Origin of the sequence: Prosthecodimorpha staleyi, assembly GCF_018729455.1 — a bacterium.
Lineage (GTDB): Bacteria > Pseudomonadota > Alphaproteobacteria > Rhizobiales > Ancalomicrobiaceae > Prosthecodimorpha > Prosthecodimorpha staleyi.
On sequence record NZ_JAHHZF010000005.1, the window covers coordinates 87,278 to 107,217 of the forward strand.

Genomic DNA, 19,940 nt, shown 5'->3' on the forward strand with positions numbered 1-19,940 from the left:
CACGCCGCCGTAGCCGGCCTCCAGATCACGGATCTCAAGCACGGTCGCGCCACCTCTTGCCCAGATAGGCTTCGATCACCGCCGGATCGCGCGTCACCTCGTGCGGTCGGCCCTCGGCGAGCAGAGCGCCGTGGTCGAGCACGATGAAGCGGTCGGCGAGCCGGACCATGGCCTGCATGGTGTGTTCGATGATCACGATGGTCAGGCCGGTCCGGCTCAGGCGCCGGATCACGTTGACCATGTCCTCGACTTCCGCCGCACCGAGCCCGGCCAGCGTCTCGTCGAGGAGCAGGAGCTTCGGCTTGCCGGCCAGCGCCCGGGCCAGTTCCATCAGCCGCTGTTCCTTATTGGCGAGACCGCCGGCGATGCGGTCGGCGCTGCCGCCGAGCCCGACCAGCGTCAGGGCCTCGCGGGCGTTGCGCTCGGCGGTGGCGTCGTCGGGCGCGCCCGCGAAGGCGCCGACGAGCACATTCTCCAGCACCGTCAGCCGGGTGAAGGGTCGGGCGACCTGGAAGGTGCGCCCGATGCCCTTGCGGCAGACCGCGCTCGGCGGAAGGCCGACCAGGTTCTGGCCCTCGAACAGCACGTCGCCGGCCGAGGGGGTCTGGAAGCCGTTGAGGCAGTTGAAGAGCGTCGTCTTGCCGGCGCCGTTCGGCCCGATGATGCCGATCACCGCGCCTTCCGGCACCGTGAACGACACCTCGCGCACCGCCCGGAGGCCGCCGAAATTCTTCGACACGCCGCGCACTTCGAGCATGATGCGACCGCCCGTCCCGGCGCCGCCCGAGGCGCCGTCGCGACCGGTGGCCGGGATCGGCACGACATTGTCGGGCATGGACCGGTCCGCCGGCGCAGGTTCGGCCGGGGCCTCGCGGGCCTGCAGCATGTCGCGGATGCGCCAGAAGATGCCCTCCGGGGCCAGCAGGATCACGCCGACGATGGCGACGCCGAAGACCACGCCCTGGATGCCCGGCAGCACGTTGCCGAGTTCGGCATGCAGCGTCTCGGACAGCGGGATCAGGAAGGCGGCGCCGATGACCGGGCCCCAGACGGTCCCGATGCCGCCGAACAGGGCGACGATCAGCGCCTGCGCCGAGGTCAGCATGCCGAACACGCTCGGCGGGGTCACGACGATCAGCACGACCGCGTAGAAACCGCCGACCATACCGGCGATGCCACCCGAGATGGCGATCGCGCGCAGCTTCCACTTGCGCGTCTCGATGCCGGCGCCTTCGGCGGCCAGTTCGTTCTGCTTGATGGCGATCAGCGCCATGCCGAAGCGCGAGGTCTCGATCAGGAGCGAGGCGACGATGGCGGCGACCAGCAGGCCCCCGGCGATCATCGACAGCACGCGCGCATCCGCGAACTGCATGTAGAGGGCCGGCGCCTCGCGGCGCATCGGCATGGCGACCTCCTGATAGCCGAGCCATTCGAAGACGTAGAGCAGCGCCAGCGGATAGGCGAGCATCGCAAGCGCGAAGTAGTGGCCGCGCAGGCGGAAGGTCGGCAGGCCGACCAGGATGCCGGCGGCCGCGCCGACGAGGCCGGCAACCGGAATGGTCAGCCAGGGCGACAGCGCGAAATGCACCGAGCCGAGCGCCACCGTATAGGCACCGAGCCCGAAGAAGGCGGCATGGCCGAAGGAGACGAGGCCGGAATAGCCCGACAGCACGTTCCAGGAGATGCCCATGATCGCCCAGACGGCGACCAGGGTCAGCATGAGCTGGTAGTACTGGTCGCTGACCAGAACCACCGCCGCCCCGTAGACGGCGGCGAGCAGGGCGAGGACGACGAGCGAGCGGCCGAGGGTCTTGCGGCGGTTCATGGTTCAGACCCTCTCCACGTTGCGGCCGAACAGGCCTTGCGGGCGCAGGAAGATCACCCCCAGGAAGACCACGAAGATGGCCGTGTTCTGCAGCTGGACCGGCAGGATCAGCGTCGAGAGCTGCTGGACGAGCCCGATCAGCATGCCGCCCCAGAAGGCGCCGGTGATCGAACCGAGCCCGCCCAGCACCACGCCGGCATACATGACGATGACGAATTCGAGCCCGACATAGGGCTGGAATGGGTAGTAGATCGCCACGAGGCCGCCCGCGATGGCGGTCACCCCGGTGCCGATCGCGAAGGCGACGCGATGCGCGCGATCGACATCGATGCCCATATAGACGGCTGCTTCCGGATTGTCGGCAGCCGCCCGGAGCGCCTTGCCGAGACGGCTGCGCGAGACGAACAGGAAGAGCGCGACCGTCACGGCGATCGATACCACCGCCCCGACGGCCCGGCCCTGGTTCAGGAACACGCTGACGAAGTCGTTGTCGATCAGGGGCCCGATCTCCCACGCACTCGACGAGAGCGGGGTGCGCACCGAGCGCGGCTCCGAGCCGAACAGGATCAGCCCGCCATTCTGCAGGATCAGAGCGACCCCGAGCGTCAGGATCAGCTGGGCATAGTGCCCCGCACCCTCGGTGCTGGCGACCTTGACCCCGGTGACGCGGGAGACCAGGAAGCGGTGGATGAACCAGCCGGCCACGAAAAGGATCGGTCCGGCCATGATCGCCCCGACGATCGGCCCGGCATAGGGCCCGAGCACCGCCAGCAGGCCGAACCCGGTGAACAGATACCAGGCCGCATACATGCCGAGCATCATCAGATCGCCCTGGGCGAAGTTGATGACACGCATGACGCCGAAGATCATGCCGAGGCCGGTGCACATCAGGCCGTAGAGGCAACCGACCATCAGACCGGCAGCGAGCGCCTGAAGGAAATTCTCGAGAAGGATCAGGCCAGGGCTCACGCGGCTCGCCCTCCCGATCGCGAAGGACCGGCGGCACGCCGATCCGGTCCGGTACAGGCGGCATTGCGCGGCCGGCCAGGACCGCGCCCCGCGCGGCCGGAGTCACCCAGCATCTCCGACATCATTCCTCCCAGCAGGTCATTGTTCCGGCTGCCCTCTTGGCGAGAACTGCTCCGGTAGACCCCTACCGCCGGCTTCTATTGTCTGGTCCGGCTCTTTTACTGGGAGTGTTCTGGCCGGCGTCTCCAGTGTCAATTTGGGTGGGGGGTATATCTGATATGTAGGGCTCCTCTGCGCCCCCCGGACTAACCTCCGTCGCCGCTCCCGACCGGGCGCCGCGGCTCCGCCGCCGCACCCGGGATCGGGCACCAAGCCACGGAAAGCGAACGGACAAGTCGGCCGGCCGGCGCGCGCCGCCGACGGCCGGGCCAGGGGAGAGACGGGATGTCGGTTGCGATCGGGGACATGCGGGTGGTGGCCGATACGGCCGACGTGCTCGGCGAGGTGCCGCTCTGGGATGCGGCCGCCGGCACGCTGACCTGGATCGACATCATGAAGCCCGGCTGCCACCGGCTTGATGCAGCCACCGGGGCGGTGACCAGCTGGACGCCACCGGAAAAGCTCGGCTCCTGGGCGCTGCGCGCGTCGGGCGGCCTGTTCACCGCCGGGCGCGGCGGGCTCGGTCTGTGGGACCCCGAAGCCGGGACTTTCGAGCGGCTGGCCTCGCCGGAGGCCGACCGGCCCGGCAACATGCTCAATGACGGACGCACCGACCCGCGCGGCCGCTTCGTCGTCGGCAGCATGGACAAGATGCTGACCGGCCCGAACGGCCGGCTCTGGCGCGTCGACCCGGACCGCTCCGTGACGCTGCTGCAGGATGCCGACATCTGGCTGCCGAATTCGATCGCCTGGAGCCCGGACGGGCGCACCTTCTATCTCGGCGACAGCCGCACCAAGCTGATCTTCGCCTATGACTGGGATCTCGACACCGGCACCCCGTCGAACCGGCGTGTCTTCGCCGACACCGCCGCCATCCCGGGCGAGCCGGACGGCTCAAGCGTCGACGCCGAGGGCTTCCTCTGGAATGCCCGCTTCGACGGCAGCTGCCTCGCCCGCTTCGCGCCCGACGGCCAGCTCGACCGGATCGTGCCGACGCCGGTCTCGCGGCCGAGCCACTGCACCTTCGGCGGGGCGGACCTGAAGACCCTCTACGTCACCACCGCCCGCTTCCGCCTGTCCGCCGAGCGCCTCGCCGCCGAACCGATGGCCGGCGCGCTGCTGGCGGCGGAGGTCTCCGTCGCCGGCCTGCCGGAGCCGGTCTGGGGCGGATGCTGATCCGAAGAGGCCGCGGGGTCAGCGCGCGGCGGTCAGTCCGTCCATGCGCATGACGACGCGGCCGCCGGAGACTGCGGCGACCGAAAAGCGGTCGCCGTCGGCGCGGCCGAGGAAGGTCACATCGGCGGGAGCGAAGACCGGGGCCAATGCCCGGAACGTGAAGGCCTGCACGAAACGGCCGGGCTGGTTGGCTTCGACCAGGTCGGCAAGGCCGGTCGCGATCAACGGGCCGTGCACGACGAGGCCCGGATAGCCCTCGATCTGGCGGCAATAGGGCTCGTCATAGTGGATGCGGTGGGTGTTGAAGGTCACCGCCGAATACTGGAACAGCAGCACCGGCCCGGCGGAGAGGTGTCGCCGCCAGAGCGGTGCGAAGCCGGGATCGACCGCCGCATCCGCGTCCTCGGGCGCCGGTTCGGGGGTCGGGGTCGGGGTCGGGGTGATCTCCCGATAGACAATGGTATGCCGATCGCTCAGGTCTGCGCCCTCGTCGCCGGTGATGCGGTGTTCCACCGTGACGAAGACCAGCGGGCCGGAGCGGCCGGTCTTGTCGGCGACATCGAGAATTTCCGATCGCCGCGTCAGCCGTTCGCCGACCCGGATCGGCCGGCGCACTTCGACCGTCGAACCCGCCCACATCCGCCGCGGCAGCGGCACCGGCGGCAGGAAGCCGCCGCGCCGACGATGGCCGTCCGGGCCGATCTCGCCCGCGCGCAGCGCCGGCGGAAAGAGCGCCCAGACCCAGGCGACCGGCCAGGCCGCGCCGGCCTGCGGCGCGCGCTCATGATCGAGCAGGGCGGCGATGCGCTCGGCGAGCAGCGCGCTCGCGGTCTCCTCGCGGGTCTCCGTCCGCCCGATCCAGTCGGCGAGAGTGACGATGGCCTGGCTCATGACGGCTCCGATGGGCAACGAATGACGCCCGGGTGCCGGAAGCGCCCGGGCAAGGCGCCTGAGCGCCGGCCTTCCGCGAGCCTAGGATGGCCGGCCCGGCGCCCGGAAGGCCGAGGGCCGGGAATAACTGCTATTCGACCTGCCGGCCCGGGCTTTGGTTCGAGGTCGATCGTCCTGAAAAACCAAAAGGTTAAACGAGAGTTTCGGTCCGCAACCAACCCGCTCGTCGCCCTTTCGCCGTCCCGTCCTCCCGGCGCAGTCTGCCGAACCGAAACGACGCCGGGGCCGATGGAGCTCCGGCCCTGGGAGGAATGGCGGCATGGCGCAGGCGCGCGCGGCGGTGGTCGGAGTGGGGACGACGGCCTATGGCCGATTGCCCGAATACGACGCCTACGATCTCGGCATGTGGGCCCTGACCGAGGCCCTGAAGGATGCCGGGCTCGGCTTCGCCGATCTCGACGGCATCATCGTCAATCGCATCCCGGACTATCAGCGCTTCTGCGAGATCGCCGGGATCGATCCGAGTTTCGTCACGATCACGCCGGGCCACGGCCGCTTCGCGGCGATTTGCATCGAGATGGCGCTGCAGGCGGTGCTGTCGGGCCGCTGCCGGACGGTCGCGCTGGTCTACGGCAACAACGGCCGCTCGGCCGGGGCGGCCTATGGCGGGGAGAGCGACAGCTACGGCTCCGGCGGCGGCGCCATCTGGTGGCCCTACGGCATGACCTCGCCGGGCGCCTTCCACGCCATGATGATGCGCCGCCACATGGCGCAATACGGCACAAAGCCGGAGCATCTGGCCGAATTGGCGATGACCTTCCGCGACCATGCCTGCCGCAATCCGCAGGCGGTCATGCGCAAGCCGTTCACGCTCGACGACTACATGAACGCGCGCATGATCGCCGAGCCGCTGCGCCTGCTCGACTATTGCCTGATCAACGACGGTGGCGTCGCGTTGATCATCACCACGGCCGAACACGCCAAGGATTGCGCGCGTCCGCCGGTGCATATCCGCGGCGCGGCGCTGCAAACCGTGTTCGCCAATTCGATGTTCCCGCCCGAGGACTACTGGTACGGCGCGGTCGCCTCTGTGACCGAGCGCAGCTTCCGCGAGGCCGGGCTCGGCCGCGACGACATGCAGGCACTGATGATCTACGACAACTTCACCCCGACGGTGATGTTCAGCCTGGAAGGCGCCGGCTATTGCGGGCGCGGCGAAAGCGGCCCGTTCGTCGCCGAGGGCCATCTCCGGCTCGGCCGGCGCTACCCGACCAACACCTCCGGCGGGCATCTGTCCGAGAGCTACATGCAGGGCTGGGCGCTCAACGCCGAGGCGGTGCGCCAGCTGCGTGCCGATTGCGGCGACCGCCAGGTCGCGGGCGCGGCCAATGTTCACTACATCGCCGCCGCCCCGGTCTGCTCCTCCATCGTCTATTCGCGGGACCCGTCATGAGCCAGCCAACCGGACTGCCCCCGAAGCCCCGCCCGCGTCTCGATGGACCCGAACGCCCCTTCTGGCTCGGCCTGCGCGAGCGCGAGATCCGCGTGCAGCGCTGCACCGGCTGCGGCCACCGCCGCTTCCCGGCAAGCCGCTATTGCCCCGAGTGTCATTCCGACGCCTTCGCCTGGGAGGCCGTCGGCACCACCGGCACGGTCGAGACCTTCTGCGTCTTCCACAAGGCCTATTTCCCCGGCTTTCTGGGCGAGATGCCCTATGCCGTGGTGCAGGTGCGGCTCGACGACGGCCCGCGCTTCTTCTCCAACCTGGTCGGCACCAAGCCGGCCGACATCCGCCCCGGCCAGCGCGTGACGGCCGTGTTCGAGGACATCGACGCCGAGGCGACGGTCCTGAAATTCAAGCTCATCGAAGGGGACGCGGCATGAAGGCGATGGTGGTCGACGGCCCCGGCGGGGTCGATGTGCTGCAGTACCGGGACGTGCCGGATCCGGTCGCGGCCGCCAAGGACGTGGTCATCCGGGTCGACAGCTGCGGGGTCTGCTACCACGACATCGTCACCCGCAACGGCACCCTCAAGGCCGGCGTGAAGATGCCGGTCATCCTCGGCCACGAGATCGCCGGCACGGTGGTCGATGTCGGCACGGGCGTGCGCGGCTTCAAGCCGGGCGACCGGGTCGCGACGGTGCAGCGCTACCATATCTGCGGCTCCTGCGCGCATTGCCGGACCGGCCACGAGCCGCTCTGCGACGACCGCAAGTTTCTCGGCGACTGGGGCCTCGTCGGCGGCTACGCCCAGTTCGTCGCGGTCGAGGACGACAATGTCGCGCTCGTGCCCGACGCGGTCCCGCTCGATCAGGCGGCGATCACGGCCTGCACGCTCGGCACGGTGTGGAACGCCATGCGCGATGTCGGCAACATCAAGATCGGCGAGACCGTGCTGGTCACCGGCTCTGGCGGCGGTCTCGGCATGGCGTCGATCCAGCTCGCCCGCCTGCAGGGCGCGCGGGTGATTGCGCAGACGACCTCCAAGGCCAAGGCCGAGCGGCTTTACGAACTCGGCGCCCATGAGGTCGTGGTGCATGAGCGCGGCGAGGATTTCTCGCGTCAGGTCAAGGCGTTGACCAAGGGGCGCGGCGTCGATGTGGTGGTCGACAATGTCGGCAACCTCTTGTTCGACCCGATCCGCAAGTCGCTCGCCATCCGCGGCCGCTGGATCCTGATCGGCCAGCTCACCGGCGATTTCGTGCCGTTCAATCCCGCGCAGCTGTTCCTGAAGGGCATCTCGATGCTGTCGGCGACCTCGACGACGCGCGACCAGCTGGTCCATTGCCTCGATCTCGTCGCCGCCGGCGGCGTCGTTCCCGTGGTCGCCGACCGCCTGCCGCTGACCGAGGCGCGCGAGGCGCATCGGCGGGTCGAAGCCGGCACCGTCGCCGGGCGCGTCGTGCTGCAACCGATCCATTGAGGAGGCCCGCGCCATGAAGATCGATGCTGCCATCGTCGGGATCGGCGCCTCGCCGTTTGGCCGCTTCCTGCCCGAAAGCCAGCTCGGTCTGATGGCCAAGGCCTTCAAGGCGGCGCTGGCCGATGCGGGCCTCGAGCGCTCCGACATCGACGGGCTTTCGACCCATATGGGTTCGCCGCTTGGGGTCGATTACGACCGCGTCGCCGAGGCCTTCGGGCTCGACATCCGATACGTCAACCAATCCTGGCTGCACGGCCGCTTCGTCACCAACGCGCTGCAGCATGCGGCGCTGGCCGTCTCCGCCGGGCTCGCCGACGTGGTCGCCTGCGTCACCGGGATCAGCTTCACCCGCGAGCGGGATCTTCTCGGCGGCCCGGGCGACATGGAGGGCATGCGCGAGGAGGGCGGCACCCATGGCGAGGCGCCGACCTACGGGCTGACCGCCCCGGCCGGCGGCGCGGCCCTGTCGATGCAGCGCTACATGCATCTCTATGGCGGGACGAGCGAGAAGCTCGCCGCCGTGCCGATGCAGATCCGGCAGCATGCGCTGCTCAATCCGGACGCCTTCATGAAGGAGCCGCTGACGCTGGAGAAGCATCAGGCGGCCCGCATGGTGGTCGACCCGCTGCGCCTCTACGACTGCTGCCTGATGACCGACGGCGCCGTCGTCCTTCTGGTGACCACCACCGAGCGGGCGCGCGACCTGAAGCAGAAGCCCGTGCGCATCGCCAGCATGCAGGGCATCCGCTCGGGCCGGAACGAATTCATCTTCGCCCCGCCCGGTCTCGGCATCAACCAGCAGCCGGTCTCCGACATCCGCGCCCGGCCGGTCGACCAGGAGATCTATGCCCGTTCGGGCATCGACCGCGGCGCCGTCAAGGGCCTCTACACCTACGACGCCTTCGCGCCGCTGCCGCTCTTCGTGCTCGAGCGCTTCGGCTTCTGCGGCGCCGGCGAAGCCCTCGATTTCGTCCAGGGCGGCACGATCGGGCCTGGCGGCAAGTTGCCGCTCAACACCCATGGCGGGCTTCTGTCGGAAGCCCATGTCGCCGGCTGGAACCATCTGCGCGAGATGGTCCGTCAGCTGCGCGGCGAGGCCGGCCCGCGCCAGATCCCCGGCGCGGATGTCCTGCAATGGGCGACCTGCTGGGGCGATTCCGTCCTTCTGGCGGCGTAACGACCGCGCGGCGCCGCACCGGCGCCCCTCGGGCTCCCGCTTCGCCGGGAGCCCTTCTCGATCGATCCGTCCGGGTCCGGCCGACCCGCACGAGGCCCTGGAGGCACCCCATGACGGCCCCATTGAATCCATCCGCGCCGCCCGCCCATGCCAAGCCGCGGCCGCGCATGAGCCCGGACAGCAAGCCCTTCTGGGACGGCTGCCGGCGCCACGAATTGCTGCTGCCGACCTGTGAGGACTGCGGCCGCGCCCATCTGCCGCCGGGACCGGTCTGCCCCTTCTGCTTCTCCGACCGCCTCGCCTGGAAGAAGGCCTCCGGCCGCGGCCGCATCTCCACCTTCGTGGTTGTCCACAAGGAATGGTTCCCGGCCTTCAAGCCGGACCTGCCCTACAATGTCGTCCAGGTGGAACTGGAGGAAGGCCCGCGGCTGACCGCCAATCTGGTCGGCCATGGCGGTCGCAAGCCGGTCATCGGCGAGGCGGTCCGCGTGGTCTTCGACACCGTCGACGACAGCCTGACCATGCCGCGCTTCGAGCCGGCCTGACCTGCCCGGCGTCCGCCCGGTCCCACCGCCCCCCTCGCCCGCTTCCCGACACCGCATCCGCTCTGCGCGGCGAACGGGACGCCGGCGGCGGCTCGGCCGGCGGGCGACCCGGTCGGGCCGCCCGCCCCTCACGAAAGGACGGACTGCGCCCAGAACGACGAACCGCCGCCGAGACCGTCGACGCCGGCTTCAACCGCGGCCGATATAGGGCATCTTGGTCGCCATGATGGTCATGAACTGGACGTTGGCGCTGAGCGGCAGGCCGGCCATGTGCAGGACGGCGTCGGCGACCAGCTGGGCGTCCATGGTCGGCTCGGGAGCGAGCGTGCCGTTGGCCTGGGGCACGCCCTTCGAGATGGCGGTCGTCATGTCGGACGCGGCGTTGCCGATGTCGATCTGGCCGCAGGCGATATCGTAGGGCCGGCCGTCGAGCGAGATGGAGCGGGTCAGGCCGGTGACGGCGTGCTTGGAGGCCGTGTAGGCGACCGAACCGGGGCGCGGCACATGGGCCGAGATAGAGCCGTTGTTGATGATCCGGCCGCCCTGCGGCACCTGCCGGCGCATCAGGTTGAAGGCGCTGCGCGCGACCAGGAAGACGCCGTGGACGTTTACGTCGATGACGCGCTTCCAGTCCTCCCAGGCCGTGTCGCCGACCGGGGTCGAGATCAGGCCGACGCCGGCATTGTTGAAGACCACGTCGAGGCGGCCGAACCGGGCTTCGATGGCGGCGAACAGGCCGTCGACCGCTGCCGGGTCGGAGACATCGCAAGGCGCGACCAGGACGCGCTCGGCCGGCGCCCCGGATTCGTCGGCGGCCGCCTGCAGTTCGGCGGCGCGACGGCCGACCAGAACCACCGCATAGCCGGCCGCCAGGAACGTGATCGCGGTCTTCCGGCCGATCCCGGAACTGGCGCCGGTGATCAGCGCGACGCGAATATCGGACATTTTTTCCTCCCAAACCTCGGACAATTAGGGGCGCGACCATGTCATGTTTTCGCCGCCCCGTCAGCCTCCCGAATGCCGGCCCGCCATGCCGTCGGAGACGGCCCGACCCGCGCCGCAATGGCCTGGCCCGGCAGGATTTCGGGGAATGGCACCCGATGTCGGCTGACCTTCACCATCTACATGCTATAGTTGCGCCCTGGCCCGAACCTGTACGGAGTTGCCGGCGTGACCCCTCGAAATCCCGTCGCCGCCGATCCGGCCGGAGCGGCCCCTCGCCGCGCGCCATGTGGCTGGAGCGCCCTGCCCGATCTTGCCCTTCGGCGGGTTCGAATCATCGCGCTTTTCGCGGGCCTGCTGCTCGGCCTGGACAGCGCGCCGGTTCGCGCCGACCCCTGGCAGGATTGCCTCAACGGCAAAACCGACATGGTCGAGGCGAGTTGCACCGCGGCGATCCGGCTCGGGCGCCATCCCAAGAGCCAATTGGCGGCCGCCTACGAGACGAGAGGCCTTTCGAGGATGGTCTCCGGCCGGAACGACGATGCGATCGCGGACTTCACGAAGGCGCTCGCACTCGACCCGCGAAGGGGCTCCGCCCTTCACAATCGAGCCTTCGCCCATGCTGCCGCGGGTCGAAACGACCTGGCCGAAAAAGACGCCTCGGCGCTGATTGCGCTCGATCCGGGCGAGGCGTCCTCATACACATTGCGCGGCGTCCTATACAATCAGAACGGCGATCAAATCCGCAGCCTTGAAGATCTGAATTATGCCATCAAACTTGATCCCAAGGAATGGTTTGCCTATTCGTATCGAAGCCAGGTCTACGCCTTGCAAAAAGAATTCAGGAAGGCGCTAGAGGACATCACCAAGTCCATAGAACTTGAACCCGACTACCCATGGAGTTACTGGGATCGCGCCGTCGTTTTGAACAGCAGACCGATGAATTTCTTCGACGGAATCGTATACCTATCCGACGTCGAGAAGTTCATCGGCTTCGTGCCGGACTTTGCGCCAGCCCGTGTCCTGCTCGGGCTGCATTTTGCGAGATCGAATCGTCCCGAGCGTGCCATTGAGACGCTCTCCAAAGCTCTTGAAATCTATAATCAAACAGCCGACGAGAAATACCATAAACCGATCATCCAAACCTACAAGGGCACTCTGATCAGTCGGATCTTCAATGCCCATGAAAACAACAAGACAATCGCAGCAGCCTACAAATTGCGCGGCCTGTTGTTTCAGAAGCAGAAAAAGCTCAATGAATCCGTTCAGGATTTCAACGCCGCGGCCGCGATCGCTCCCGCCGATACCGGCATCTTCCTGAATCGAGCAAGAAGTCTCTCTGAACTCAAGAACTTCCCGGCGGCACTTGCGGACCTGAACATCGCGATCGCCAACGGCCCGCCGTCGGCAGAGGCCTACTTCCTGCGCGGCATGGCGCTGCGGGCCGTCGGTTCGACCACCGAATCCATCGCTGACTTCTCGAAAGCCATCGAACTGAAACCCAACGACGCCTTGGCGTTCAACAATCGGGCGATCTCACGCATGAACCTCGGCGATCGCGACGCGGCACTGGCGGACTTCCAGCGCGCGATCGATATCGACCCGGCCTTCGCGGCTCCGCGGCGGAACAAGGGCAAACTCCTCTTCGACCGCGGCGACAACGAACAGGCGCTGGCCGAATATTCCGAGTTCATCCGGCTGCAGCCGAAATATGCCCCCGCCTACGCCACGCGGGCGAACCTCTACGATAGGCTAGGACAGGCGGATCGGGCCCTCGACGATTATCGGACGATGGTCCGGCTGCGGTCGGCGGAGCTGATCCTCAAGTCCGACGATGCGTCCGCCCTGAACGATCGCAGTTGGGCCAATTCCCATCTCGGCCGGCCCGACCTCGCCCTGGAGGATATCGAACGCGCCCTGACCATCCGGCCGCGCGATGGGTCGCTGCTCGACACGCGCGGCTACGCGCTCTTGAAACTCGGTCGCATCGAGGAGGCGATCGCGGATTTCAAGGCCGCGATCGAGATCAAGCCGGCGGACCCAGAACTGAAAGCCCATCTCGCCGAGGCGGAAGCCGCGCTGCGCGCCGCCAAGCCGTAGCACCAGAGCGCCGTCCGAGGCTCGATTCCGGCAGACGGCCACCGCGATCCCGGCCCAAGTCCGATGGCGACCGGCCGGGCCGACCCTACTGGGCGGCGATCAGGATGAACTCGACCAGGATGTTCGGGTCGGCCATCTCGACCACGCCGGCGGCGCGGGCCGGGCAGGCGTTGCGGTCGATCCACTGGTCCCAGACGGCGTTGACGGCGTCGTAGTCCTGCATGCTCTTCAGCCAGATGGTGGCCGAGAGGACCTTGGACCGGTCGCTGCCGAGCTCGGCGAGGATCCGGTCGACCCGGGCAAGCGCCTGGGCGGCCTGCTCGGCGGCGCCGCAGGTCCAGTCGTCGCCGACCTGGCCGGCGAAGTAGATCGTGCCCTGGTGGACGACGGCGCGGCTGCGCCGCCCGTTCTGGTCGATCCGCGTGATGGTCATGGTGGGGGCGAATCCCGTTTTGGGCGCGGCATGCAGGGTGTCGGGCATCCCGCAGGCGGCGCGGTGGCCGTGAGGCCGGAGAGCGGAGCCGACGCGCAGCGCTGCGGCCGGCACCGGCAACGCGTCAGGCATCGTCTGTGTCGGAGCGCGATCGGAACCGGGCCGCCTGCGCGGACTGCTCGGCACGAACCCAGGCGGCGTCCAGATGATCGATCAGAAGCCGCTTCAGAAGTTGTCCGTCGCGCGCCTCCAGGGCGTCGATGATCGCCGCGTGCTGGGCGCTGACCGAGGACCAGTCGCTCTGCCGCATGATGCCGAGGAAGCGGATGCGGTGCAGGCGCAGGTTCAGCGTCTTGTGCAGTTCGATCAGGGTATCGTTGCGGGTCGCCCGCGCGATGCGCAGGTGGAAGGCCTGATTCTCACGGAAATAACCGATCCGGTCGCCCTCCGCGCGCGCCGCAATCATGCGCTCCTGATACCCGCGCAGCGCCAGCACGTCCGCGTCGTCGCGGTTTTCGCAGGCCATCTCGCCGGCAAGGCCTTCGAGCGTGGCGTAGACCCGCAGCATGTTCTTGATCTCGGCCGGCGACGGGTCGGCGACCAGGGTCCGCTTGTTCGGATAGACCCGGACGAGCCCCTCCAACGCGAGAATCTTCAGCGCCTCGCGCAGGGGCGTGCGCGAGACGCCGAGTTCGTCCGACAGCGTCTGCTCGACGATCCGCTCACCCGGCTTGATCATGTCGTGGATGATCAGGTCGCGAAGCTGGCTGGCGATGCGCCGGGGCAGCGGCTGGGGATCGAGCGCGGCGGCCACGGGGGCCGCACGATCCGGGCGCGGCTCGGACGCTGCGCCAGCGGCAACCGGGACGGCAGCAGCCGGGATGGCGGCGGGTGCCGCCTCGATGACGGCCTTTGGCATGTCGGGACTGCGGGTCACGCGTCGATCCACCTTCATCGACCCGGCATGTGCCGGGCAATCGACATGTAACCGGGTTTCGCATTGTATTCAACTGGGTAATTCCTCGATCGAGTCGGGCACCCGCCCACGGCGTGCCAATCGGCGGGCACTGCCGGAAACGCCGTGCCAATGACCGCTCGACGATTGGCATTTTATATCTTTATCAAATGGATAGAGGCCCACGACCGAGGCGCCGGCGCGCCGTCCGGGGTGGTTCGACTGCCGATCTTTCGGGCAACCGTCCCCGCGGTCCATATTGCCAAGCCTCCATGATTGTGCACTGTATCCAATTCATGGCCGGCGCACGGGGCCGAAAGGCGGAGCCAGGGCCTTCGCACGGTCGCCGGTGATGAGGGGGTCGGTATGAGAAGTCGTGTCGCCGGCATTCCGGGCAAGCTGCTCGGCGCCTGGGTCCTGTTTGCGGTCTTTCTGCATCTCTACTGGGCCGGGACCGGCTATCCGGAGCCGCTCGCCCTCGCCGCGATGCACTTGGCGTTGTTCGTGCCGCCGGTCTTCCTGCTGTTCCCGGCCACCGAGCGTTCGCCGAAGACCAAGCCGAGCCTCTTCGACTACGCGCTCGCGGTCGCGGCGCTGGTCCCCAACATCTACATCTACCTGAATCAGGCCGAGCTCTACGAACGGACGATGTTCATCGATCCCGTGTCGCCGCTGCAGCTCGCGCTCGGCACCGCCATGACGGTCACGGTGGTCGAGGCGACCCGCCGCTCGATCTCGGTGACGCTGGCCGGCCTGGTGGTGGTGGTGATCGCCTACATGCTGCTCGGTCATCTTCTGCCGGGCGCCTGGAACTATCGGCAGCTGTCCTTCGCGCACGTGACCGAGATCACCTATCTGTCGATCGGCAGCGGGCTCTACGGGCCGCTCACGGTGATGAGCGCGACCATCGTCGCGGTGTTCCTGATCTTTGGGTCCCTGATGCAGGGCAGCGGCATGAGCCGGCTGTTCGGCAATTTCGGCGCGATCACCGGCGGCCGCTTCACCGGCGGGCCGGCCAAGGTGGCGGTGATCAGTTCGGGCCTGTTCGGCATGATGAGCGGCTCGTCGGTCGCCAATGTCGTGGTGACCGGCTCGATCACCATCCCGATGATGAAGCGGCTCGGCTTCCGCCCGGTCTTCGCCGCCGGCCTGGAGGCCGCGGCCAGCGTCGGAGGACCGCTGGTGCCGCCGGTCATGGGCGCAGCAGCCTTCATCATGTCGGAGATGATTGCAGTCCCCTATTCGGAGATCATCAAGGCGGCAGCGCTCGGGGCGGTGCTTTACTACGTCAACCTGCTCGCCGTGGTCCATTTCGAAGCCAAGAAGCTCGGCATCGGCGCGATCCCGAAGGCGCACCTGCCGAGCTTGCGCGACATCGGCCGCGACCTGCACCTGCTGGTCCCGCTGGCGACGCTGGTCACGCTGATGATGCTGCGCTTCTCGCCCTATCTGGCCGCCTATTGGGCGACCATCACGACCGTCGTCATCGCCGCGTTGCGTCCGCATACCCGCATGGGCGTGCTGCGCGTGCTGCAGCACCTGCGCGACGGCGGCTACCTGATCGCAATGATCGTGGTCGCCGTCACCTCGGCCGGCATCATCACGGCCGCATTGTCGAGCACGGGCGTGCTGCTCGCCTTCACGGGCATGATCAAGAGCCTCGGCGGGCAGTCCCTGCTCTTGCTCTCGATCCTGATCGCCAGCACCTGCCTGTTGATCGGCGTCGGCATTCCGACCACGCCGGCCTATATCATCACGGCCGCGATCGGCGCGCCGATCGTCGCCGAACTCGGCGTGCCCCTGCTCGCCGCCCATCTCTTCATCTTCTATTTCGCGGTTCTGGCCGATGCCTCGCCGCCGGTCGCCCCGGTCGCCGATGCGGCAGCGACGATCGCCGGCGCCCCGGCCGTCACGACCGGCTTCTATGCCTGCCGCTTCGCCCTCGGCGGCTTCGTCGGCGGGCTCGCCTATGTGTTCGAGCCGGGCCTGATCCTGCGCGGCAGCTGGCTCGACATCGCCGCCACCCTGACGGCGCTCGGGTGCGGGCTCGTGCTGATCGCCGCCGGCCTCGCCGGCTACGCCTGGGCACGGCTGTCGATCCTGAGCCGGCTCGCGCTGGTCTCGGCCGGCTGCGTCTGCTGCCTCGCCTACCGGTGGCCGGTCATCGAGCGGGCCGCCCTGGGGCTCCTCGCGATCGCCATCCTGATCCTGCTCGGCCGTCTGATGGAGGCGCGCGGGCTGACCACACCCCTGCGGCCGGCCGAGCCCGTCGTCCTCGAAGGAGAAAGACCATGACCATGACGCGCCAGAAGACCTATTACGGCGTCAGCGTCGGCATCCTGATGGTGCGCTCCTACTTTCAGCGCTTTGTCGGCGATATCGGCAACGCGCTGACCTGGGACTTCCCCGTCCAGTACAAGATCGTCCACGACGCCACACCGGCCCGGATGACCGACTTGCACAATGTCGATCTGCTCGACGCCTTCAAGAAGGCGGCGCAGGAGTTGATCGACAGTGGTGTCGACGGCATCACGACGACCTGCGGTTTTCTGTCGATTTACCAGAAGGAACTGGCCGAGTTCTGCACCGTACCGGTCGCCACAAGCAGCCTCCTGCAGGTGCCGATGGTCCAGCGCCTGATCCCGGCGCGCAAGAAGGTCGGCATTCTGACCTATTCGGCCGCCTCGCTGAACGGACGCTATTTCGAGGGCGTCGGCGTCGATCCCGCGACCCCGGTTGCCGGCATGCCGGCCGACAGCGAATTCGTCCGCTCGATCCGCGACGGCGACGACACCGTGCCGTTCGAGGTGCTGAAGGAGGAAGTGCTAGCCGCCACCGGCCGCCTCCTCGAGCGCGAGCCCGAGATCGGTGCGATCGTATCGGAATGCACCAATCTGACGCCCTACAGCGCCGACATCGTCGCCCGCTTCGGTGTGCCGGTCTATGACGCCGTCACGTTGGTCAACTGGTTCCACGGCGGCCTGCGCCCGCGCCGGTTCGTGCAGTCATGAGCCATGCCGCCTTCGCCATCGTCGGTGGTGGGCTGGTCGGTGCCGGGATCGGCTACGGCTTGGCGAAGGCCGGCCACGACGTGCTGCTGCTCGACGAGGGCGACGTGGCCTTCCGCGCCGCGCGGGGCAATTTCGGCAATGTCTGGGTCCAGGGCAAGGGCTTGAACAGCCCCGCCTATGCGGATCTGAGCCGCGGCGCCGCGCTCGGCTGGCGCGCCTTCGCAGACGAACTCGAAGACCTCTCGGGGGTGCCGCTGCATTTCTCGCAGAACGGCGCCTTCTATGTCTGCCTGGGCGCGGACGAGCTTGAGCGTCGCGCCGACGCGCTCATGGCGGCCGAGGCGGCCAGCCGGATCCCGAGCGGCATCGAGCGGGTCGATCGCGCCGGCGTCGCCGCGGTCATTCCCGAGATTGGCGAAGCGGTCGCCGGCGCCACCTTCTGCCCGCTCGACGGGATGGTCGACCCGCTGCGCCTGCTGCGCGCGCTGCTGTCCGGCTACCAGCGCCTGGGCGGCCGGGTGCAGGCGGGCGGGCGCATCGCGCGGATCGATGGCGAGGGCCGCGGCTTCGTGCTGCGCGACGCCAGCGGCATTGTGGCCACGGCCGACCGGGTCGTGCTGGCGGCCGGGCTCGGCAATGCCGGGCTCGCCCCGCAACTCGGCCTGACGGCGCCGGTCCGTCCGGTGCGCGGCCAGGTGTTCATCACCGAGAAGCTGCGCCCCTTCATGCCCTGCGGGATCCATTTCATCCGCCAGACGGCGGATGGCGGCGTCATCTGCGGCGAATCTTCCGAGGAGGCCGGCTTCGACGAGGCGACCACCCGCCCGGTTCTGCGCAACTCTGCGGCGAAGATCACGGCCGTTCTGCCGCTCCTGCGCCATGTCCGCGTCGTCCGCGCCTGGGGCGCGCTGCGCGTGATGAGTCCGGACGGCCTGCCGGTCTACCAGCGCTCCACCAGCCATCCCGGCGCCTATCTGGCCTCGGTGCACAGCGGCGTGACGCTGCTGCCCTTCCATGCCGGCCCGTTCGCGGCCGCGCTTGCCGGCGACTGGCTCGCACCCGATCTCGCCGTCCCGTTCTCGCCGGAGCGCTTTCATGTTTAGGAGCCTGACCGAACCGACCGGCCGGCTGGTCACGGTCTCCCTCGACGGGCGGAGCGTAGAGCTGCCCGAGGGCGACAATCTCGCCGTGGCGCTGCTGCGCGCCGGGCACGGACCGTTCCGCACCACGCCCGCCAAGGCCGCGCCCCGCCAGCCCTACTGCATGATGGGTGTGTGTTTCGAATGCCTTGCCGAGATCGACGGCGTGCCCAACCGGCAGACCTGCCAGGAGCGGGTGGTCCCGGGCCAGAGTATCCGCCGCCAGGATGGCGCGCGGTCGACCGGGTCGGCGGCCGCGCCCGCTCCCGCCGCGCGAGGGACGCCATGACGGCCGGCACCGCACCGCAGGTCGCCGCCGACGGCGAGACCGTCGATCTGGCCATCGTCGGCGCGGGGCCGGCCGGCATGGCCGCCGCCATCCGGGCCGCCGAACTCGGTCTGGCGGTGGTCGTGTTCGACGACCAGCCGGCGCCCGGCGGCCAGATCTACCGCAATGTCGCCCATCCCCCGCCCCTGCCGCGGCATGTTCTCGGGCCGGACTATCACGCCGGGGCCGCCCTGGTCGCCCGGTTCCTCGCATCCGGCGCCGAATATCGGCCGTCGAGCGTGGTCTGGCACGTTGCGGAGGGCAGCCTTTCCCATACCGGGCCGGACGGCGGCGGGACGCTCGCCGCCCGCCGCATCCTGATCGCCACCGGTGCCATGGAACGTCCCTTCCCCGTCCCGGGCTGGACTCTTCCCGGCGTGATGACCGCGGGCGCCGCTCAGATCATGTTGAAGGCTTCGGCGACGGTGGTCGACGACGCCGTCTTCGCCGGCAGCGGTCCGCTGCTCTATCTCGTCGTCGCGCAGTATCTGAGAGCCGGCATTCGCATCCGCGCCCTGCTCGATACCACGCCGAGGGGCGCTCGGCGGCGCGCTTTGGCCCGGCTCGGTTCGGCCTGGTCCGGCCGCACGACCCTCGCCAAGGGGCTCGGCCTTTTGGCCGAAATCCGGCGGGCGGGCGTGACGGTCCATCGTCATGTCGCCGATCTGGCGGCCGTCGGCACCGATCGGCTCGACGCCGTGACCTGGCGATCGGGCTCGGTCCGCCATCGCCTCGACTGCGCGACGCTGTTCCTGCACCAGGGCATCGTGCCGAACGTCAACACAGCCATGGCGGTCGGCTGCAGCCATCGCTGGGACGAGGGCCAGTTGTGCTGGCGTCCGACGCTCGATGCGGCCGGCCGCAGCAGCGTCCCCGGCGTGATGGTCGCCGGCGACGGCGGCGGCATTGCGGGCGCCGTGGCAGCTGCATTGTCCGGCGAGATCGCCGCCATCGCGGCCGCATCCGATCTCGGCCGGATCGACGGCGCCACCCGCGACCGGCTGCTCGGCCCTCTGGAAAGCCGGCGGCGGCGCGACATGGCCGTCCGGCCGTTCCTCGAGACGCTCTATCGGCCGGCCGACGCCGACCGCATCCCGTCGCGGGACGAGACCCTGGTCTGCCGCTGCGAGGAGGTCGACCGCGGCACCCTCGCCGACATCGTGCGTCGCGGCTGTCCGGGCCCGAACCAGATCAAGGCCTTCAGCCGCTGCGGCATGGGGCCGTGCCAAGGCCGGCTGTGCGGCCACACCGTGACGGAACTGTTCGCCGACCTGACCGGGCGGTCCCCCGACGAGGTCGGCCACTACCGCATCCGCATGCCGATCAAGCCGGTCACGCTCGGCGATATCGCCGGTCCGTGACCCCC

General features: G+C 68.8%; 18 protein-coding genes. 12 read left to right on the forward strand and 6 right to left on the reverse strand.

Features of this window, described 5'->3' with window-relative positions:
- Positions 1-34: 34 nt before the first annotated feature.
- Both KL771_RS11055 and KL771_RS11060 read right to left on the reverse strand, forming a co-directional pair.
- Complete coding sequence (locus KL771_RS11055; protein WP_261968622.1) at positions 35-1,825, reverse strand: branched-chain amino acid ABC transporter ATP-binding protein/permease; 1,791 nt, start codon at positions 1,823-1,825, stop codon at positions 35-37.
- A 3-nt stretch (positions 1,826-1,828) separates the two neighbouring features.
- Positions 1,829-2,794, reverse strand: a complete 966-nt coding sequence (locus KL771_RS11060; protein WP_261968623.1) for a branched-chain amino acid ABC transporter permease — start codon at positions 2,792-2,794, stop codon at positions 1,829-1,831.
- Between the two features lie 444 nt (positions 2,795-3,238).
- Between KL771_RS11060 and KL771_RS11065 the strand changes: the two genes are divergently transcribed.
- Positions 3,239-4,129 (forward strand): SMP-30/gluconolactonase/LRE family protein, encoded by an 891-nt coding sequence (locus tag KL771_RS11065; RefSeq protein ID WP_261968624.1) that lies wholly within the window; start codon positions 3,239-3,241, stop codon positions 4,127-4,129.
- An 18-nt stretch (positions 4,130-4,147) separates the two neighbouring features.
- On the opposite strand, the gene KL771_RS11070 is transcribed toward KL771_RS11065, so the two are convergent.
- The gene (locus KL771_RS11070) at positions 4,148-5,020 is read right to left on the reverse strand and encodes an FAS1-like dehydratase domain-containing protein (protein WP_261968625.1); all 873 of its coding nucleotides are present in this window, start codon (positions 5,018-5,020) and stop codon (positions 4,148-4,150) included.
- Between the two features lie 319 nt (positions 5,021-5,339).
- On the opposite strand from KL771_RS11070, the gene KL771_RS11075 reads away from it, so the two are divergent.
- The 5 genes from KL771_RS11075 (at position 5,340) to KL771_RS11095 (ending at position 9,666) form a co-directional block, all read left to right on the forward strand.
- A complete protein-coding gene (locus KL771_RS11075; RefSeq protein ID WP_261968626.1) occupies positions 5,340-6,473 on the forward strand; it encodes a thiolase family protein in 1,134 nt (377 codons plus the stop codon).
- Complete coding sequence (locus KL771_RS11080; RefSeq protein ID WP_261968627.1) at positions 6,470-6,904, forward strand: Zn-ribbon domain-containing OB-fold protein; 435 nt, start codon at positions 6,470-6,472, stop codon at positions 6,902-6,904. Before KL771_RS11075 ends, KL771_RS11080 begins: the two co-directional genes overlap by 4 nt.
- Positions 6,901-7,944, forward strand: coding sequence for an alcohol dehydrogenase catalytic domain-containing protein (locus KL771_RS11085; protein ID WP_261968628.1), 1,044 nt, complete (start codon positions 6,901-6,903; stop codon positions 7,942-7,944). Before KL771_RS11080 ends, KL771_RS11085 begins: the two co-directional genes overlap by 4 nt.
- A gap of 13 nt (positions 7,945-7,957) precedes the next feature.
- Positions 7,958-9,121, forward strand: a complete 1,164-nt coding sequence (locus KL771_RS11090) for a thiolase C-terminal domain-containing protein (RefSeq protein WP_261968629.1) — start codon at positions 7,958-7,960, stop codon at positions 9,119-9,121.
- 110 nt (positions 9,122-9,231) lie between these two features.
- On the forward strand, positions 9,232-9,666 hold the full coding sequence (locus KL771_RS11095) for a Zn-ribbon domain-containing OB-fold protein (protein WP_261968630.1): 435 nt from the start codon (positions 9,232-9,234) through the stop codon (positions 9,664-9,666).
- Between the two features lie 189 nt (positions 9,667-9,855).
- Here the strand turns inward: KL771_RS11095 and KL771_RS11100 are convergent, their stop codons facing one another.
- On the reverse strand, positions 9,856-10,611 hold the full coding sequence (locus KL771_RS11100) for an SDR family oxidoreductase (protein ID WP_261968631.1): 756 nt from the start codon (positions 10,609-10,611) through the stop codon (positions 9,856-9,858).
- A gap of 225 nt (positions 10,612-10,836) precedes the next feature.
- Here KL771_RS11100 and KL771_RS11105 point away from each other — a divergent pair, with 225 nt between their 5' ends.
- A complete protein-coding gene (locus tag KL771_RS11105; protein WP_261968632.1) occupies positions 10,837-12,708 on the forward strand; it encodes a tetratricopeptide repeat protein in 1,872 nt (623 codons plus the stop codon).
- Between the two features lie 85 nt (positions 12,709-12,793).
- On the opposite strand, the gene KL771_RS11110 is transcribed toward KL771_RS11105, so the two are convergent.
- Both KL771_RS11110 and KL771_RS11115 read right to left on the reverse strand, forming a co-directional pair.
- On the reverse strand, positions 12,794-13,141 hold the full coding sequence (locus KL771_RS11110) for a RidA family protein (RefSeq protein ID WP_054361138.1): 348 nt from the start codon (positions 13,139-13,141) through the stop codon (positions 12,794-12,796).
- Between the two features lie 124 nt (positions 13,142-13,265).
- Positions 13,266-14,078 carry a GntR family transcriptional regulator gene (locus tag KL771_RS11115; RefSeq protein ID WP_261968633.1) on the reverse strand — a complete coding sequence of 271 codons (813 nt, stop codon included), beginning with the start codon at positions 14,076-14,078 and terminating at the stop codon, positions 13,266-13,268.
- 384 nt (positions 14,079-14,462) lie between these two features.
- Between KL771_RS11115 and KL771_RS11120 the strand changes: the two genes are divergently transcribed.
- The 5 genes from KL771_RS11120 to KL771_RS11140 are packed head-to-tail and all read left to right on the forward strand — an operon-like array spanning position 14,463 to position 19,935.
- Positions 14,463-16,391, forward strand: a complete 1,929-nt coding sequence (locus KL771_RS11120) for a TRAP transporter permease (RefSeq protein WP_261968634.1) — start codon at positions 14,463-14,465, stop codon at positions 16,389-16,391.
- Complete coding sequence (locus tag KL771_RS11125; RefSeq protein WP_261968635.1) at positions 16,388-17,107, forward strand: aspartate/glutamate racemase family protein; 720 nt, start codon at positions 16,388-16,390, stop codon at positions 17,105-17,107. The genes KL771_RS11120 and KL771_RS11125 overlap by 4 nt, the downstream gene beginning before the upstream one ends.
- The gene (locus KL771_RS11130; RefSeq protein ID WP_261968636.1) at positions 17,104-18,210 is read left to right on the forward strand and encodes an NAD(P)/FAD-dependent oxidoreductase; all 1,107 of its coding nucleotides are present in this window, start codon (positions 17,104-17,106) and stop codon (positions 18,208-18,210) included. Before KL771_RS11125 ends, KL771_RS11130 begins: the two co-directional genes overlap by 4 nt.
- Complete coding sequence (locus KL771_RS11135; protein ID WP_261968637.1) at positions 18,203-18,535, forward strand: (2Fe-2S)-binding protein; 333 nt, start codon at positions 18,203-18,205, stop codon at positions 18,533-18,535. The genes KL771_RS11130 and KL771_RS11135 overlap by 8 nt, the downstream gene beginning before the upstream one ends.
- Positions 18,532-19,935, forward strand: a complete 1,404-nt coding sequence (locus KL771_RS11140) for an FAD/NAD(P)-dependent oxidoreductase (RefSeq protein WP_261968638.1) — start codon at positions 18,532-18,534, stop codon at positions 19,933-19,935. The genes KL771_RS11135 and KL771_RS11140 overlap by 4 nt, the downstream gene beginning before the upstream one ends.
- The last annotated feature ends 5 nt before the right edge of the window (positions 19,936-19,940 follow it).

Excerpts from the sequence above, each read along its gene's own strand:
- KL771_RS11055 (WP_261968622.1), bottom strand. The coding sequence starts at position 1,825 with ATGAACCGCCGCAAGACCCTCGGCCGCTCGCTCGTCGTCCTCGCCCTG.
- KL771_RS11065 (WP_261968624.1), top strand. The coding sequence starts at position 3,239 with ATGTCGGTTGCGATCGGGGACATGCGGGTGGTGGCCGATACGGCCGAC.
- KL771_RS11070 (WP_261968625.1), bottom strand. The coding sequence starts at position 5,020 with ATGAGCCAGGCCATCGTCACTCTCGCCGACTGGATCGGGCGGACGGAG.
- KL771_RS11075 (WP_261968626.1), top strand. The coding sequence starts at position 5,340 with ATGGCGCAGGCGCGCGCGGCGGTGGTCGGAGTGGGGACGACGGCCTAT.
- KL771_RS11080 (WP_261968627.1), top strand. The coding sequence starts at position 6,470 with ATGAGCCAGCCAACCGGACTGCCCCCGAAGCCCCGCCCGCGTCTCGAT.
- KL771_RS11085 (WP_261968628.1), top strand. The coding sequence starts at position 6,901 with ATGAAGGCGATGGTGGTCGACGGCCCCGGCGGGGTCGATGTGCTGCAG.
- KL771_RS11090 (WP_261968629.1), top strand. The coding sequence starts at position 7,958 with ATGAAGATCGATGCTGCCATCGTCGGGATCGGCGCCTCGCCGTTTGGC.
- KL771_RS11095 (WP_261968630.1), top strand. The coding sequence starts at position 9,232 with ATGACGGCCCCATTGAATCCATCCGCGCCGCCCGCCCATGCCAAGCCG.
- KL771_RS11100 (WP_261968631.1), bottom strand. The coding sequence starts at position 10,611 with ATGTCCGATATTCGCGTCGCGCTGATCACCGGCGCCAGTTCCGGGATC.
- KL771_RS11110 (WP_054361138.1), bottom strand. The coding sequence starts at position 13,141 with ATGACCATCACGCGGATCGACCAGAACGGGCGGCGCAGCCGCGCCGTC.
- KL771_RS11120 (WP_261968634.1), top strand. The coding sequence starts at position 14,463 with ATGAGAAGTCGTGTCGCCGGCATTCCGGGCAAGCTGCTCGGCGCCTGG.
- KL771_RS11125 (WP_261968635.1), top strand. The coding sequence starts at position 16,388 with ATGACCATGACGCGCCAGAAGACCTATTACGGCGTCAGCGTCGGCATC.
- KL771_RS11130 (WP_261968636.1), top strand. The coding sequence starts at position 17,104 with ATGAGCCATGCCGCCTTCGCCATCGTCGGTGGTGGGCTGGTCGGTGCC.
- KL771_RS11135 (WP_261968637.1), top strand. The coding sequence starts at position 18,203 with ATGTTTAGGAGCCTGACCGAACCGACCGGCCGGCTGGTCACGGTCTCC.
- KL771_RS11140 (WP_261968638.1), top strand. The coding sequence starts at position 18,532 with ATGACGGCCGGCACCGCACCGCAGGTCGCCGCCGACGGCGAGACCGTC.